The sequence below is a fragment of the Streptococcus mitis genome, from assembly GCF_023109235.1.
In the GTDB taxonomy this organism is placed as follows: Bacteria; Bacillota; Bacilli; order Lactobacillales; family Streptococcaceae; genus Streptococcus; species Streptococcus mitis_DA.
Genome location: NZ_JALDUC010000002.1, coordinates 62,791 through 78,538 on the forward strand (window position 1 = coordinate 62,791; position 15,748 = coordinate 78,538).

16 protein-coding genes and 2 pseudogenes are annotated in these 15,748 nt (G+C 37.6%); 3 read left to right on the plus strand and 15 right to left on the minus strand.

The features are described 5' to 3' along the window. Positions 1–37: 37 nt before the first annotated feature. Positions 38–388: a PBECR3 domain-containing polyvalent protein gene (locus M1F55_RS01605; RefSeq protein WP_000349514.1), complete on the minus strand. Its 351-nt coding sequence runs from the start codon at positions 386–388 to the stop codon at positions 38–40. 155 nt (positions 389–543) lie between these two features. Between M1F55_RS01605 and M1F55_RS09010 the strand changes: the two genes are divergently transcribed. From M1F55_RS09010 to M1F55_RS01615, 3 genes are read left to right on the plus strand one after another with little or no spacing between them, the layout of a single operon-like run. Beyond that, positions 544–675, plus strand: coding sequence for an SPJ_0845 family protein (locus M1F55_RS09010; protein ID WP_004234728.1), 132 nt, complete (start codon positions 544–546; stop codon positions 673–675). Next, positions 676–1,581 (plus strand): permease, encoded by a 906-nt coding sequence (locus tag M1F55_RS01610; RefSeq protein ID WP_247947138.1) that lies wholly within the window; start codon positions 676–678, stop codon positions 1,579–1,581. Then, positions 1,578–2,393 carry a TIGR03943 family putative permease subunit gene (locus tag M1F55_RS01615; protein WP_247947139.1) on the plus strand — a complete coding sequence of 272 codons (816 nt, stop codon included), beginning with the start codon at positions 1,578–1,580 and terminating at the stop codon, positions 2,391–2,393. Before M1F55_RS01610 ends, M1F55_RS01615 begins: the two co-directional genes overlap by 4 nt. A gap of 128 nt (positions 2,394–2,521) precedes the next feature. Here M1F55_RS01615 and M1F55_RS01620 read toward each other — a convergent pair whose 3' ends face one another. The 14 genes and pseudogenes from M1F55_RS01620 to M1F55_RS01685 all read right to left on the minus strand — a co-directional run bounded on the left by M1F55_RS01620 (position 2,522) and on the right by M1F55_RS01685 (position 15,742). Beyond that, positions 2,522–3,238, minus strand: a complete 717-nt coding sequence (locus M1F55_RS01620; protein WP_247947140.1) for an alpha/beta hydrolase — start codon at positions 3,236–3,238, stop codon at positions 2,522–2,524. A 4-nt stretch (positions 3,239–3,242) separates the two neighbouring features. After that, the gene (locus M1F55_RS01625; protein WP_000420556.1) at positions 3,243–3,554 is read right to left on the minus strand and encodes a hypothetical protein; all 312 of its coding nucleotides are present in this window, start codon (positions 3,552–3,554) and stop codon (positions 3,243–3,245) included. Between the two features lie 239 nt (positions 3,555–3,793). Beyond that, positions 3,794–4,663 (minus strand): annotated as a pseudogene (locus tag M1F55_RS01630) (DUF4300 family protein). An 85-nt stretch (positions 4,664–4,748) separates the two neighbouring features. After that, positions 4,749–6,488 carry a glycoside hydrolase family 13 protein gene (locus tag M1F55_RS01635; protein ID WP_247947141.1) on the minus strand — a complete coding sequence of 580 codons (1,740 nt, stop codon included), beginning with the start codon at positions 6,486–6,488 and terminating at the stop codon, positions 4,749–4,751. Between the two features lie 173 nt (positions 6,489–6,661). Continuing rightward, positions 6,662–7,153: a phosphoribosylanthranilate isomerase gene (locus M1F55_RS01640; RefSeq protein ID WP_247947142.1), complete on the minus strand. Its 492-nt coding sequence runs from the start codon at positions 7,151–7,153 to the stop codon at positions 6,662–6,664. A gap of 63 nt (positions 7,154–7,216) precedes the next feature. Then, positions 7,217–8,098, minus strand: a complete 882-nt coding sequence (locus tag M1F55_RS01645; RefSeq protein ID WP_247947143.1) for a diacylglycerol/lipid kinase family protein — start codon at positions 8,096–8,098, stop codon at positions 7,217–7,219. An 83-nt stretch (positions 8,099–8,181) separates the two neighbouring features. Next, a pseudogene (locus tag M1F55_RS01650) lies at positions 8,182–8,364 on the minus strand (ADP-ribosylglycohydrolase family protein); the annotation flags it as partial. 530 nt (positions 8,365–8,894) lie between these two features. Further along, positions 8,895–9,122: a hypothetical protein gene (locus M1F55_RS01655; protein WP_247947144.1), complete on the minus strand. Its 228-nt coding sequence runs from the start codon at positions 9,120–9,122 to the stop codon at positions 8,895–8,897. Between the two features lie 226 nt (positions 9,123–9,348). Then, positions 9,349–10,317 carry a hypothetical protein gene (locus M1F55_RS01660; RefSeq protein WP_247947145.1) on the minus strand — a complete coding sequence of 323 codons (969 nt, stop codon included), beginning with the start codon at positions 10,315–10,317 and terminating at the stop codon, positions 9,349–9,351. Next, the gene (locus tag M1F55_RS01665) at positions 10,314–11,462 is read right to left on the minus strand and encodes a DNA cytosine methyltransferase (RefSeq protein WP_247947146.1); all 1,149 of its coding nucleotides are present in this window, start codon (positions 11,460–11,462) and stop codon (positions 10,314–10,316) included. The genes M1F55_RS01660 and M1F55_RS01665 overlap by 4 nt, the downstream gene beginning before the upstream one ends. A 211-nt stretch (positions 11,463–11,673) precedes the next feature. Beyond that, positions 11,674–13,032, minus strand: a complete 1,359-nt coding sequence (rlmD, locus tag M1F55_RS01670; RefSeq protein ID WP_247947147.1) for a 23S rRNA (uracil(1939)-C(5))-methyltransferase RlmD — start codon at positions 13,030–13,032, stop codon at positions 11,674–11,676. Between the two features lie 73 nt (positions 13,033–13,105). Further along, positions 13,106–14,080, minus strand: coding sequence for a DUF1002 domain-containing protein (locus M1F55_RS01675; protein WP_247947148.1), 975 nt, complete (start codon positions 14,078–14,080; stop codon positions 13,106–13,108). A 73-nt stretch (positions 14,081–14,153) separates the two neighbouring features. Beyond that, complete coding sequence (gene pmp23, locus M1F55_RS01680; protein WP_247947149.1) at positions 14,154–14,768, minus strand: lysozyme family protein; 615 nt, start codon at positions 14,766–14,768, stop codon at positions 14,154–14,156. Beyond that, positions 14,768–15,742, minus strand: a complete 975-nt coding sequence (locus M1F55_RS01685) for a nucleoid-associated protein (RefSeq protein ID WP_247947150.1) — start codon at positions 15,740–15,742, stop codon at positions 14,768–14,770. The genes pmp23 and M1F55_RS01685 overlap by 1 nt, the downstream gene beginning before the upstream one ends. Between the last annotated feature and the right edge of the window lie 6 nt (positions 15,743–15,748).

Genomic DNA, 15,748 nt, shown 5'->3' on the forward strand with positions numbered 1-15,748 from the left:
TCTAGCACTATCTATTTTTTTGTCAAGCTTTCTCAATCTACCCAGACTTAATACGACTTTGTAACTTGAAATCTTGTAAGCGATACATGGTCAGAACATAAAAGAAATCTCCACTTTTATGTAACTTGATGGAAACAAGAACATTATCATCAAATCTTTTTACATATTCGAAACTGGCGTCTTTCTCTCGTGGATTGACCCCGACGAAATCTGGGTTCCTTAGTATGAGTTCCAGGTCTTCAATATGATGAATCACATCATTGTGATGGCGTTTTATCATATGGCTTCTCAAACCGTCTTTGTTGACCTTTATGTCGCTCGCTTCAAGAACAATATCAAAAATTTCTTTTACTTCATCGGTAACCTGACCGATTGTTTCATGATCCATCATTTCCTCCGTTATTCCACAACTATTATATCACAATCATAGTGTATATCAGGATATATCAAGCTCTATTATTCGTTAGATACTCAATTTTAACTTTTCCCTTTTCCTTAAAATAATAGTATAATAGAGGTAGAATTTAGAATCGAGGTACACCTATGGCTGTAAAATTTACAAAAACGGACGACTTGGACAAGATGTTTGAAGAGTTTGCTAAACTCCCTGATTTGAAACAAGTCACTTTCCCTGATGACAAAGAGAAAAAAGCCAAAGCAGAAAAGAAAAACTAGATGACTGCTTTCCAACAACTCCCGTCTAGTGTGCTTCAGACTGGGGCTATTTTTCTCTCTATAATCATTGAAGCCCTACCCTTCGTTCTGATCGGAAGTATTGTCTCAGGGCTGATTGAGGTTTATATCACACCTGACAAGGTTTATCATTTTCTCCCTCGAAATCGTTGGGGGAGAATCTTTTTTGGCACCTTCGTTGGAGTACTTTTCCCTTCTTGTGAATGTGGAATCGTCCCCATTATCAATCGTTTTCTGGAAAAGAAGGTTCCCAGTTACACGGCTGTTCCCTTTCTTGTGACAGCACCTGTCATCAATCCTATTGTTCTCTTTGCAACCTATTCTGCCTTTGGCAACTCCTTCCATATCGCTCTGTTACGAGCTCTGGGGTCCATTCTTGTAGCTGTGATACTTGGGATTTTTCTGGGATTTTTCTGGCAAGAACCGATTCAAAAAGAAAATCGTATGGCCTGTCATGAGCACAATTTTTCTCACTTGAGCCCTGCAAAAAAAGTTTTTCAAGTCTTTGTGCAGGCCATTGATGAATTTTTTGATACGGGACGTTATTTGGTATTTGGCTGTCTCTTTGCTTCTGTGATACAAGTTTACGTTCCGACTCGGATTCTGACCTCTATCAGTGCGACTCCTCTTTTTGCCATCCTGCTCTTGATGCTTTTGGCCTTTCTTCTTTCGCTCTGTAGTGAGGCGGATGCCTTTATCGGGGCTTCTCTACTCTCGAGTTTCGGTTTGGCTCCAGTTCTGGCCTTTCTGGTGATTGGCCCAATGCTGGATATCAAAAATATTCTCATGATGAAAAATTACTTGAAAGCACGATTTATCAGTCACTTCATAATGATTGTGACTCTTGTCGTCTTAGTCTATTCTCTCTTGATTGGAGTCATACTATGATTCGATTTTTAGTTTTAGCTGGCTATTTTGAACTGACCATTTATCTCCATTTGTCGGGCAAATTAAACCAGTACATCAACATGCACTATTCCTATCTGGCCTATATTTCCATGGTGCTTTCCTTTGTCTTGGCAGTCGTTCAATTGTATATCTGGATGAAACAAGTCAAAACCCACAGTCATTTGAACAGTCGATTAGTGAAGGTGACAAGTGTTGCTCTTCTGGCTATTCCGATTGTCGTCGGCTTAACCTTTCCAACTGTTAGTTTAGATTCTCAGACCGTTTCTGCCAAAGGCTATCATTTCCCCTTATCAGAAGGCACGGATAAAGCCATCCAGACAAGCGAAGGGACGACGAGCCAATATTTGAAACCAGATACTAGTTCTTATTTTTCAAAATCAGCCTATGAAAAGGAAATGCGAACTACGGCGGATAAATACTTGTCCCAAGATAGTATTCAGATCACTAACGAAAACTATATGGAAGTCATGGAAGCTATCTACGACTATCCAGATGAATTCGAGGGCAAGACAGTCCAGTTCACAGGCTTTGTCTATAACGACCCCAGTCATGCCAATAGTCAATTTCTGTTCCGCTTCGGCATTATTCACTGTATAGCAGACTCTGGTGTGTATGGCTTACTGACCAAGGGAAATACCCGTCAGTATGAGAATAACACCTGGATAACAGTCAAAGGAAAACTGGTCAATCACTATCATAAAGAACTCAAGCAAAACCTCCCAACCTTGGAAATCGATAGCTTTACCAAAGTCGATAAACCAGAAAATCCTTATGTGTATCGCGTGTTTTAAAAGATAAAAAGACAAAACGAACAAGTTCTCTTCTGAATGACAGAAAAAGAGCCTGTTCGTTTTTTGTTATATGAGTGATAATGATTTGTAGATTTAAATTTTAAAACATTTCAAGCAATACAAGTAGCTCATTGAGAATAAGCGAGCCACTCATTAATCATACTAGCGATTTCTTTGGGTGCTTCAGTATAAACTTCATGGCTAACGTTTTCTAGAAAAATAGTATCAAAATAATCTGGCAATTCTTTTAAGGCTTCCTCTCTCCATGTAGCTTCATTTAAATAGCAAGGACTGATAAACAAGGTATCTCCCACTTCTCTCTTAAAAGCTTGGATTTTTCTTCGTAGGCGGAGAATCGCTTCTATATTTTCATAATTTATAGCTAACTCATATCTATTATACTCAGAATTCCAGTGATAGGACTGCCTTACGGCTTTTTCCATATTTTCTGACCAATGCTTTGCTTCAGATTTTTCTTTAGAAATAAGAAGAGCTAAGTCTGAAATAATTTGAGATTTGATATAGTTTTTAGTTTCCTCTAATTCCACATCTAAAGTTAAAATCTTATCTAAATCTAGATAGCCACCATCCAAAAGAATCAGTTTTTTCACTTCTTGAAATTCCGATGCGAGATAACGAGCCAAATCTCCTCCAAGAGAATGACCTATCAGACAGATAGATTCTTCCTCTATAATCTCATTCTTAAACCATGATTTCAATTCTGTTTCATCTCGAAGATGCTTTTCATATGGATTTAGAAAATAGACCTGTGAATCTAGCTCTTGAAGAAAATCCTTGCTATGATAGACATTGCTTCCCAAACCGCCAATAAAAAATGTTCTCATCCAATTACTTAATACTATGTTTATTCATCTTTTGTTCAAAGATAGTTGTGATAATCTGACGTAATTCTTCGCGTTCTTTTTCTGGAATTTCGCCACTTGTTTGAGCTGCAGCGTAAAGTTCAGGGTGTTCAATTGAAATGCGTTTAATCGTACGTGTCGTAGCGTGTTTTCTGACGAAAAACGGGATTCGCTTAATCAAGTCTTGTGGTACTAGTGCAAGAATTTTCTCAGCAGTTTCCTTGTCACTAATCTTAGACGTCGTAAGCCCCTTCTTAATCATTTCTTGTTCTTTTTCTGTAAAATCTTTTAATTCCATTCGATTAGTCCTCCTATTTTCTATACGTTAAATTATATACCAATCCAGATAAAACTACAAATGGGCTGTTTGGAAATATGAGCAATCTGTAAAGAAGGGCCTAATTTTTAATTATGAATCTTCCTCCTCAGTCACTTCTCATACTTCTTTTCGTACTTTCTGGCTATTAACGATTGAAATAACCCACTAACTCATCAAAAATATAAATGTCCTAGGATTACTGTCATATCTTACCACTATTAAAGTTTAACCCACTTATCATTATCCATGATAAAAGGCTTAGCCAGTCCGTCACCTGTATAGTCCGCATACTTGGTGCCTAAATACTTGTAGCAATCCTCCTTGCTGGCAAATTTAATCGCTTGGTAGGGCTCTTCGAACGTCAATTTCTCTACAAATAAGAAACCATCATCAGCAGGCACTAAAACACCAACGTGGCCTACAAACAGATATTCACCATCCAGATTGTCGTGTAAGACTACAGATAGCATTCGAGCTTTTTCGTTGAATTGAAACTGGGAGAAGAATGTTTCCATCTTTTCAGCGTGAACCTTGACATCCGTCGTTGCTTCAGTTGGAACTCTCGAAAATAGAATATCAAATTCTTCCTTATCTTGTGAATCAAAGACCTTTCACTTATCAATCGCATCATTATCTAGGAAAAGCAATTGGTCATTCTTTTCAAGCTTTGGAATAGTGACTGAATTTTTCAAAAGACAATAACTATTGATACGGCAGTTTGTACCAACGAAATCGCCCTTCTTTTGATTCCAAAGGTTGCTAATTTTCTCAACATCGTATTCTGTGTGAGTAAAGGAAGTGAAATCTCCTGATAGACCAGTTGAGCCGACAATGGTATTATAATCATTTACAAGATTAAAAAAGGCATCAACACTATTTGGATCCAAGTGAGCTGATAAGAGAGATTTGACTTCTTCTGTACTTACCTGATTGTTTAGGTTGGTGTATGAAGCTTTCCATGGAACTTTCGCTGAACTGGTTTGCCTTTGATTCGTCCCTTCAGAAGTAGCATGTTGTTGACAAGCAGCCAAGCCTAAAAACAAGGTAGAACAGATTCCTAATGTGGCTAATTTTCTTGATTTCTTCATCTCTTTCTCCTTTTGCAGGTTTAGTAACTAGCCTTATTATACTACATAAGTTGAGAAAAAGAGCATAATCTCAATTAACTGCTCTTTATAAAATCACAAATCCATTTGGAGAGATGACAAGCCGATTCTCAAATTCTTGGCAATTGCTTGCTAGTGCTACTGCTTCTTTCTCTAAAAGATAATCATCTTTTGATTGGTTAAATATAGCTTTGAGGACCTGTCCTTCGTATTTCCATTCCAAGGCTACTACATCAGCTTTAATTTCTTTTAGGCTATACTTGCCATGCTGAATGGTTGATGACGCTTGTTTTCTAATATTAATCAGCTGCTTCATGAAATTCAGCATATGATTGTCACTTGATACACGTTCCCAAGGCATACAACGTCGACAATCTGGGTCTGGTCCTCCGGTTAAAGCTAACTCGGTTCCGTAATAAATGCACGGTGTTCCCTTTTGTAAAAAGAGAAAGGCTAGAGCTGATTTGACCAGTTGAGCATCTTCATTTGCCGTCCACAAGATTCGTTCTGTATCATGCGAATCCAAGAGATTAAACATAACCTCTGAAATCTGCTGTTTGTAATACATAGACTGACCATTGATTTCATCGATGAACTGATTAGTCTTCTTAATTCCTCGTAAGAAATAGTCCTTGATACTATCAGATAAAGGATAATTCATGACTGCATGGAACTCATCTCCATTTAGCCAAGGCTGAGACGTATGCCAGACTTCTCCTAGGATATAAAGATCAGGCTTTTTAGCTAAAACTGCCTTACGAAAATCCTTCCAGAACTGATGGTCAATCTCATTAGCCACATCCAAACGCCAAGCATCAATATCAAACTCTTCAATCCAATAAGTCGCAACCTTTAAAAGATACTCCTTGACCTCTGGATTGACTGTATTTAGCTTAGGCATATAGTCCTCGAAACCAAAAGCATGATAAGGCAACTCTCTCTTGTTGGCTAGTTTTTCAGTTGTCACTGGGAATTGTTGAATATGGAACCAATTCTTATAGGAAGACTGTTCACCATTTTTGACAACATCTTGCCATTGAGGCGATTGCGAACCAATATGATTAAATACAGCATCCAGCATGACTTTCATGCCACGCTGGTGAGCTTGCTCGACCAGTTCCCGAAAGGTCTCCTTGTCTCCAAAATGACGGTCAATTTCAAAGTAATCTGTCGTATTGTACTTATGATTGCTCGTAGATTCAAAGATAGGACAAAGATACAGTCCAGTAATACCCAAGTCTTGCAAGTAATCCAGATGGTCAATAATCCCCTGTAAATCACCACCAAAGAAATCATCACTCTTAGGTGTGATAGATGAATCCCAGTCTAAAGTCCCTACTGGGTTTAATCGAGCATTTCTATTAGCAAATCTCTCAGGGAAAATCTGATACCATACCGTGTCTGAAACCCAGTCTGGCACTTGACATGCATCAATCTCATGTATATAAGGCAACTTAAATCCATTTCCAATAGCATGAAGATTTTCTAGAGAATTTTCCACACAACCTTTATCACCATACAAAATGCTTTGGCCTTCTGTATCCTTGAGTTCAAAGAGATACTGGATACGTGCAAAGTCGACTGACACTTCAACCTGCCAATGGTCAAATAAGGCATCAGAAGTTATCTTGGCCATTTTCTTTGTATCTTGATAAAACTCCTCCATAAAGATAAAAGGGTCCCCATAATGCAAGTTGATGCTTTCAATGTCCCCTTTCTTAGTTCGAATCCGAATATGAAGTTTCTTATCCTTGTAAAGATAGGCGTACTCTGATTCAGGCCTATGGTAAATAGCACTTAATTCCATCAATTTGTCTCCTAAAGTATTAATTCAAATTTCGCGCAAACGTTTTCATAATTGTGATTCTAGTATACTACTTTCGTATTTTATTTTCAAGGCTTGTCCGTAGATTCTAGTGGTTTGGTTCTATAAATAAAAAAGCAGCCAGTCCTACAACTTGCTACTTTTCAAATGATGATTTATAAATATCTTTTCAGCCACTCAATTTTTTTAAAATCCTTATTGTTATTGTGCTCATTTCGATAAGAATCTTGGGAAGAAGCCTTGTAAATATTTAAAAACTGTTCCAAACTTGGAACGCGAAAAGTGATGTTTTCGAGATGAATCAGCTCTATATCCGATTCCGAAACTCCTGCAAAATCAGGTAAAGAATCGATACTTCCGAATTCAACACTCAGACCATCTTTTTGGAATTCATGTTCATGAATATCTATTAAGGCGTAGCCTAAATATTTCATCACTTTCATTATCTTGTCCCACTCATAAATTCTGAGATGATCGGGTGCTTCCCAACCTCTAGGGTCACCAGGCACATGAATGTCAATGTCAGACGGCCCCCATTCTTTATTTGATCGGTATTCAAACCCCAAAGACCCCATGAGTGTCGGAGTGATTCCGACTTGGTTTAAATGAGAACAAATTGTTCGAAATTCATCAAATAGAGAATTCATTCCTCCTCCAATCGTTGATATAGGACTTAATTTCGTTGTGAATAATAAACTAATTTTTACCTTCTACTCTTTCGGTTTTGAAAATACTTCTACTCGCTGAGCTAGGACTTTGATTTCTACAGGTAGGTTATCTGACTTATCACCGTCAACATCCGACTCCAATTCACTATCAGAAGAAATTTTAATATTACGAGCTTTGATATACTCGATATTATCATTTGCGACAACATCCCCTTTTAGTAAATCAGGAATAACGGATAATTTGGAGAATATTGAGGCATCTTTTAGAATCAAGATATTGGCATAGCCATCTTTGTTTTCCTCAAAGATTTTCTTATCAGCGAAATAATTTGTCAAGAGAACCAACACATGGCTAGCTTCACCAACATAATTTCCATTTTCTGTATCAACCTTAATGTTAAAGACCTGATCCGTCATGACAGACTTCATGGTATTTACAGCATAGGCTAAAATACCGAATTTTGTCTTGTCCTCGATTTCAACATTGTGAATCGCCTCAGGAAGTGAACCGATACTAAAGATATAACCAAAATAATTATCATTTGCTTTACCGATATCAATTTTATTGGTTAAATCAAAATCCAGTTCGTCAATTGCGCCATCGATGTCTTGATTGATTTCCAACAGTTTTGTAATGAGGTTACCCGTACCTCCTGGGATAATCCCTAACTTAGGAATGTAGTCTCTCTCAGCAATACCCGAAATGACTTCGTTGACAGTCCCATCTCCACCAAACACAACCACTGCATCGTACTGCTCACTAGAAGCTTCCTCAGCAAAATGTGTTGCATCCAGAGCTTTTTCGGTAATTTTGGTTTCTACGTGCTCAAAGTATTCTTTTGCTTTATTCTCCAGCTTTTCTTTATAATCCAAAGCCTTCTCGCCACCAGAGGTAGGGTTGATAATTATCATTGCTTTTTTCATTGATAATACTCCTTAATTTTTAAATAGAAATGTTAGCGTAGCTGCATTTACCATTACATATAATGCTATTATATAATGAAAACTCAGAAAAGAGAAATCTGACGTACTGGAGATTGATACGCTTTTATTCTATTTTCCCATCGTATAACTACATCCTTTAAGGGTTCATCCAAGTAAGAATAGGCCTTATCCTTTATCCAATCAGGAATACCATAAGCTGCCTCGGCTATGCTACCAGTGATTGCGGCGAGTGTGATGATATCCCCTACCATTTCTGACAACTTTTCATCCTTGATATAATGGTCGATATCAATGGCGGCTATGTCCCCTGCAAGTGCAATGCCGATACCATCCAATGAACCTATTTGCTCCAGTACCTTTAAAAGGGTAGAGAACTCACTTAAATTTCTTGTATCAGCATTATGTCCTTTAATGCGCTTTGGCACCTTGATTCGGTTAACTTTGACAATCTCATACTACCATCCACAGAAATACGGATATTCCTTTAACTCCTGTGGTAAAGATTCATACATATACTTTCCCTCCTTTCCTCAAATATTTGAGAATTATCCCTTTCCATAATATGGACATTTGAAGGGTTGTTCTGCAAAACTTTTTTCAATTTTTTATATACCGCCTTGATAGACTAATTCGCAGAACTGTAATCAATGCCCTCATACCTTGCGACATCACGGATTGAAAGACCATCCATGAACAGGACGAACATCCGATACTGCATAGGTGTGAGATTTTCACGAAGTCACTCATCAATAAGCCTTTACATCTCACGCCTTGCCTAGTCTTCAGCCACGTCCTCTTTGGTTACCAGATCCATACCTTCATAAATGCATCCCCCGATGTGATAACCCAAATACCTTGCTTCCTTCTTCTCAAAGTTCTTTGTCTGTCTAGCATCATCATCGAGAATATATACCAGCTCTTCTATAGCCTCTGTATCATCTTCCTCAATATGCAAGACCACAGGAACATCCAGGTACGGATTGTTGTAACGAATTTCTGTCATATACCTTCCTTTTCGCTTGATACGAAAAGAGCCGGTATACAATAGCCATTGGAAGAGTAGAAAGATAACGTTTTTTAGAAAAAAGATAAAAAAATAAGAGGAACCATTTCTGATTGCTCTTACTCGTTTCCACTATGCGTTAACATTGTCTTTTGAATTTTATATATTAATTTATATTTCTATTCAATTTACAACAATACTCAATCCATAGATTTTGAAAAAGGAATTAATCGTTGAACAAACTTCCAAAATTATATCTCCACTGTAATGCAAAGCTCATTCCTATTTTCCCATCTAATGGACTACGTAAAAATCTATTCCACTCATTATCATTTGGATACCTACCATTATCTTTCTGCGTGAGAATTACCCAATTATCTGCCGCATTAATAATTGCTTGTATATCCGGCGTTATTTCTTTTATCCCTAAAATTCTTTCCAATGATTCTTGAGGAATAGGTGTCTTTCCATCTTTCAATGCTTTTTTGTTTTTCTTATTAAAATCTTTTTCAATCAGATGTATTGTGGTAACTAGATTTTTACCATCAATCAATACGCTTTCCATTAATTTTACTATCGCATTTGCTTCCCAATCACTTTGATTTACATATGATAAAAATCTCATTGTCTTTTTCAAAATCAATTCATCGCCATATAATTTTCTAATACTTTTCGCCATAGTACAGAGTTTTGAGTCAGCAATTTCAGTTTTATTCAAATATTTAATTTCAAGAATCTGCAATCTAAATGGTGTTCTTTTCTTTGCTTCTTGATAGTTTGTTAATAGAATAATTGCATCATATTCATTTCCCAACAATCTTTCATATGCAGAAAAATAAGGCTCACTTGTGTAATAATTCGTAGATGGAGACTTGACGCCTAATTCCAATTCTGGAATATCAACCCCCTTTGCAGGATTAACATTAAGTGCTACTTCTGAATTAAATACATACTTCTCAAGCACACAAACAAGTAGTTTTTCAATAACACTTCCAACCGTCTTTCCATCAAGATTTGGCAAACGACCTTCATTCTGCAATGTATTAAACCATGATGGCAGATTTCCAGTGCTGTCTATACGTTTCAAAATAGAACTAATATCGCCAAGGTGATTCCCATCTAATACCTGGTTTATTTTTTCTTGAATTAAATCAATATTTGATTTAATCATTTCTTTTTTATGTTCTAATGTCATTTTGTTTCCTCCATAAAATCAAATAACGAAAGGTTAGTAGACTCAATTGTAATTGTCTTTCCTGATAGTAATTTTTTCATTGCATAATCTATAATTTGTGGTGGAACAGCATTTCCATATAACTTGTACTGATTGTAAACTTTTGTCGCATCGCAATGATGATCAGGAAATCCCTGAATTCTCGCATACTCAACATTTGTCAATCTTCTAAATCTATCTCCAATCTTATAACGTTCATAATGTCGACTAGTCGATGCTGTTAATGTTGGCGCCGTGCCTTCTGTGCCAAATATAGAATATCCCATTCGAGCACCACCTGACTGATTATATAAAATTTGAACCCCATTATAATACCTATTTACATACTGGCTATTCTTAATTCGTTCAAGAGTATCTTCTGTAAAATCAAATGAGTCATCTACTTCTTTTTCAATGATTTCGCACAATCTCTTTTCTGGAAGATATTGCCTTTCTGGAATATCATATGACACATATTTTTCTCCTAATGCCATCCCCCATGTACAAAATTTTCTTTTACTTTCTACAATGATAGGCCACAAAGTAGGTCTCATAATAATGTCAATAGCCTTTGTAGGCAAATTTACTAATTCATCTTTTTCCAAAAAAATACTATGATTTGCCTGAGTATCTTTGGAACCCACAATAATAACTCTTTCACGATGTTGTGCTAATCCAAAGGATGCTGCATTAAATACACGCCATTCAATTTTATAATTCAATGCAGATAATGCTGCTAAAATCGTTTTAAAATGACTACCTCCCTTCATAAACAAAAGACTATTTACATTCTCCAAAATAAAATACTTTGGTTTTTTTTGTTTAAGTACATTTACAATCACTTCAAATAAAGTACCTCTATAATCTTCTATCCCTTGTTTTTTTCCAGCTTTTGAAAAAGGTTGACACGGAAATCCTCCTGTCAATATATCGTGATTAGGGATATCATTAACAAAGTCATGGATGTCGCCTTCAACAAATATATCATCTTCAAATGCATCTTTATATACTTTAGCGGCAATAGGATCAATATCATTTGCCCATATTGTTTCTAAATTATTTTTATCTGCTGCGAGACGAAAACCGCCAATTCCAGCAAACAGCTCTATTGTCTTTAAATTTTGCATTGCATATCACCTCTATTAACTAATTATCCTATACATAGCAATTACTTTACCATCAATATTTAAATCATCACTTACATCTTTGTATCTTGAGACCCTTCAACATCCCAATCGATGTTTACATATCCGTCGACCTTTTTCCTACTGAATAAGACAACCGCCTCCACATGATTCGTCTGCGGGACTCAAAAGGTTTGGGTGAACCTTTTGAGAATTAGCTACGTTTCTCTAACAAGCTTACACATTCGACATGATGCGTCTGAGGAAATAGATCCACTGGCTGTACTTTCTTCAACTCATATCCCAATTCTTGGTAGAGTTTGATATCACGCGCCATGGTTGCGACATTGCAGGAGATATAGGCAATACGGTCTGCTCCTGTTTGGGCGCTTGCTTTGATAAAGCTTTCGGTTAATCCCTTGCGTGGAGGATCAACCAAGATAACGGTTGGTTGAATTCCTTCCTTAAGCCAATTCTTCATGGCATTTTCAGCTGTGTCACAGACATAGTGGGCGTTTGAAATATTGTTCAGCTGAGCATTCTTTTTGCTATTCTCAACCGCTTCTGGAATTACTTCAACACCATAAACTTCTTTGACATGTTTCGCAACAGAGAGGCCAATCGTCCCGATACCAGAATAGGCATCAATAACCACGTCATCTTTTTTTAATTCAGCAAAGTCAATGGCTGTTTGATAAAGTTTTTCAGCCATTTCAGTATTGACTTGGTAAAAAGCGGGTCCAGCGATTTGGTAGACATTTCCCAACATCTGGTCAGTAATAAAGTCTTGTCCATAAAGTGTGCGCCATTCCTTACCAAAAATCGCATTGGTATTCTGGTCGTTGATATTTTGCATGACAGACACAATCTCTGGGAACTGCTTGATGATTTGTTCAATCAATTGGTCGACACGAAAAATTTTGGGACGAGTTGTTACCAAAATAACCATAACTTGACCTGAATAGTGTCCGCGACGCACTACAAGATTACGAATCAAACCAGCTTGTTCCTTTTCATCATAAGGTTTCAAATCATAACGGCGGAGCAAGTCACGTAGACCTACTACTACCTCATCAATCACAGGATCTTGGATAAAGAAATCTTCCAAAGGCATGAGATCGTGGGAATTCTTACGGAAAAATCCAGTTTCTAAGACACCATTAACACGACGAACAGGCACCTGTGCCTTGTTGCGGTACTTGACTGGATTTTCCATACCTAAAGTTTCAGCAACTTCTACATTTGTAATTCCAGCAATCTTGTAGAGGCTGTCCTTGACTTGCTTGGTTTTAAATTTGAGCTGTTCTGGATAGGCAAGATGACCCAAATCCGCGATTCCTGAACGCAGGTAATCCAAATCTAGATCTTGATTACGGTGTGGCGACTGGACAAGGTATTCTTCAACCTTCCCAAAGCCAATCTTTTTATTGACCTTGAGAACTCGCATGAGGATTTTTTCACTCGGTAAAGCATTCTCTACAAAAAAGACCAAACCATCTACCTTGGCAACTCCTGCCCCTTCATGGGTCAAGTCAACAATTTCAACTTCTACAATATCATTTTTCTTTAACATTCTCTTCTCTTTCTATTGGCCGACAAAAAAGACGGCAACGTTACGGTTACCATCTATTATACCATGAAATTTCTTAAGAACCAAAACTCTTGAAGAAGTTGACAATGGCTTGCCAGAGGGAGCTTAAGAAGTTACCACCTTCTTCTAGCGCCTTATCAGCATCAAAGTTAAGGTTGATATTTTTAAAACTGTCGCCAGCTTGTGAAACAATACTTTGTTTAAGGTCATTTAGGGTTTTAGTGAAGTCTGCGTTACTGAGGATATCACTCTTTGAAAGATTCAAAGCAAAATTGATGATGATATTGATCTGGTTTCCTGTTATGACCTGATCAAGTTTGTAATTTTTCAAGGTATCTTCAACGATTTTGCGGACATCTTCCTCTGTCAGATTTCCCTTGCTTTCTTTAGCTTTGGCGAGTCCTGACTTGATATCAGCTAGGGCAACGTTTAATTTATTAGCATCATAGCCTGACTTGTCCTTGTTTTCAGCATTGATATCGGATAGAGCCTTCAGCTCTTCTTGAGCCAAGTCTTTATTAGCTTGTGGTACCTTGGCTCCATTAGCCTCTAGCGAATAGTAAATCCCGGCTAAGGCACTCTCACCTGTAACTGGAATAGGTGCTGCTACAGTGATTTTGGCGTGTTCCACACCCAAAGTTACGGCTGCATTTCGGTACATATCCTGAGTCACCTTAGTGATGTTTTCTGGTGTTTCAATCTTGACCTCAAGTGGCGACTTGTCACCTAGTTTTTGAATCTTGGCTGATGAATACAACTGTAAACTGGAGTCATTGGCCACATTCATGATTTTAGAATAGACATCAGGTGTCATGGTTTTGAGTTCTTTGGTATCTGTTGAGGCATTGTAGCCAAGTTTTTTAAGAGTTTGATTTTTTTGGTCTTCAGATAGGGATGAACCTAGGACATATTCAGGTTGAACATAGGTTTCATCGATAACTTTTTGAACATCTGTTGCTGCATGGACGCTATTCATAGCTGTTACTGCCCACAAGACCGCAGCACTAGTCAGAAAGAGTTTCTTTCTCATAGGGAATTTCCTCCTTTACCTTTCTAGAGTAATATATCTATCTTAAAGAAAACTTATAGCAAAAACACCTGGACTAGCCAGATGTCGAAAAGAGAGTGAAAGTTTTAATGATGTAAAGGTTGAGTTGCACCTGTCTAGAATAATAATAGTTTCCTCCATTTACATAGAGTTCGGCACCGTGAAAAATGGAAATGGGGTGAATATAACTATAAGTCTTTCCAGTGGTATTGCCAAGCAAGGGAGCAACAGTCTCACGAGAATACTGTTTAGCCAGAGCAAGGGTATTTTCTTTGCCATTTTGGGCGATAAAATCGATATAGGCAGGTCCAAAATTGTAGGCTTGAACAGCCGTCCAGACATCAACACCCTGCTTCTGAGCTAGATAAAGATTGTCTGTCAGAGTTTGAATGCCTTGCCGAATGCTAGAGGCATTATCATTGATGGTATTGGTGGAACCGCTTGCAGACTCACTAGACTGCATAACATCGCCTTCTTTTCCTTTGGTTTCGGTATAAATCATAGCGAGCACAAGCTCTTCATTTGCTGGAGTGTCTTTTTCACTCAAGATTTCTCGCACCATAGGTTGATAGGTCATGACTTGCTTGACATCTTGGTGAACGCGGTAAGCTTTATAGCCAGCAAAAAGGAAGACTGCTAGTACAAGCACTCTTCGAATTCGTTTAAACATTATTTACTTTGGATATCCTCGATATTTTTGATTAAGATAGAGTAAGTTCCATTGTCATTTTGGATAAACTCAACAGACTCGGCGTCTTGATAGACGTTATTAGGAACAATGAGCTCAATTCCATTTGACAAGGAGAGTTTTTGGTTTTCAAATTTTTTAAGCTGACGACTGGCATCAATTTCATCAAACTGAACAGGCTCTGGTACGGCTTCCTTGACTTGGTCAATAAAGCTCAAACGAGCCGTCAGATTGTTGTCAAAAAGGTCGTTGGCCAATTTTTCTGGCGATAATTCATTGCTTTCTTCCAGATTGTTAAAAATAGCTGATTTGACCTTGGATTGAAATTGAAAGTCATCTGTGTTAAAAGATTCAGCAATTCTCTGGGCTGTTTTTTCCAGTTCTTTGATGGATTTCTTAGGAGAAATCTTAGGGGCAACAGCTAAGAGATTATCTGAAAAATAGTTCAAAAAAGTCCCGTTGTACTTGATTCGTTTTTCAATCAGATGGTACTTGCGACTCTGAAGATTGACCACCAAGGCTTCATCAGCTCCTGTTCCAAATCCAGGCAGGTTATTCTGAGTTAGCTTGATTGGATTATCAACTTCTCCTCCGAGGTGGGTCAAGGTCTCCCGCAGGGCAATTCGCAAGAAAGCGAAATGTTCCACGCCTTCTTTAGAAAATTGCACAAAAATCAAGTCATTGGTCTTGAGGTTTTCAGAAATACTGAACTCTTCTTTCCAGAGATTAGCCAGTGTTAATGATGTCTCCAACAAATCGTCTGTGATGTGATTGAAGAAGGGATTTTCTTCTTCGAAAATCCCAGTCTTAGCTTCATCTGAATACACACGTTCAATTTTCTTACGCAGGTATTCTTCGATTTTTGGAGTGATATTGAGAAACTTATCCGCTAGAAACAGCTCGGTATCATCCGGACTGAACTGGTGAATAATGGCTTTCTTAATATAAATGTCCATAAAAGT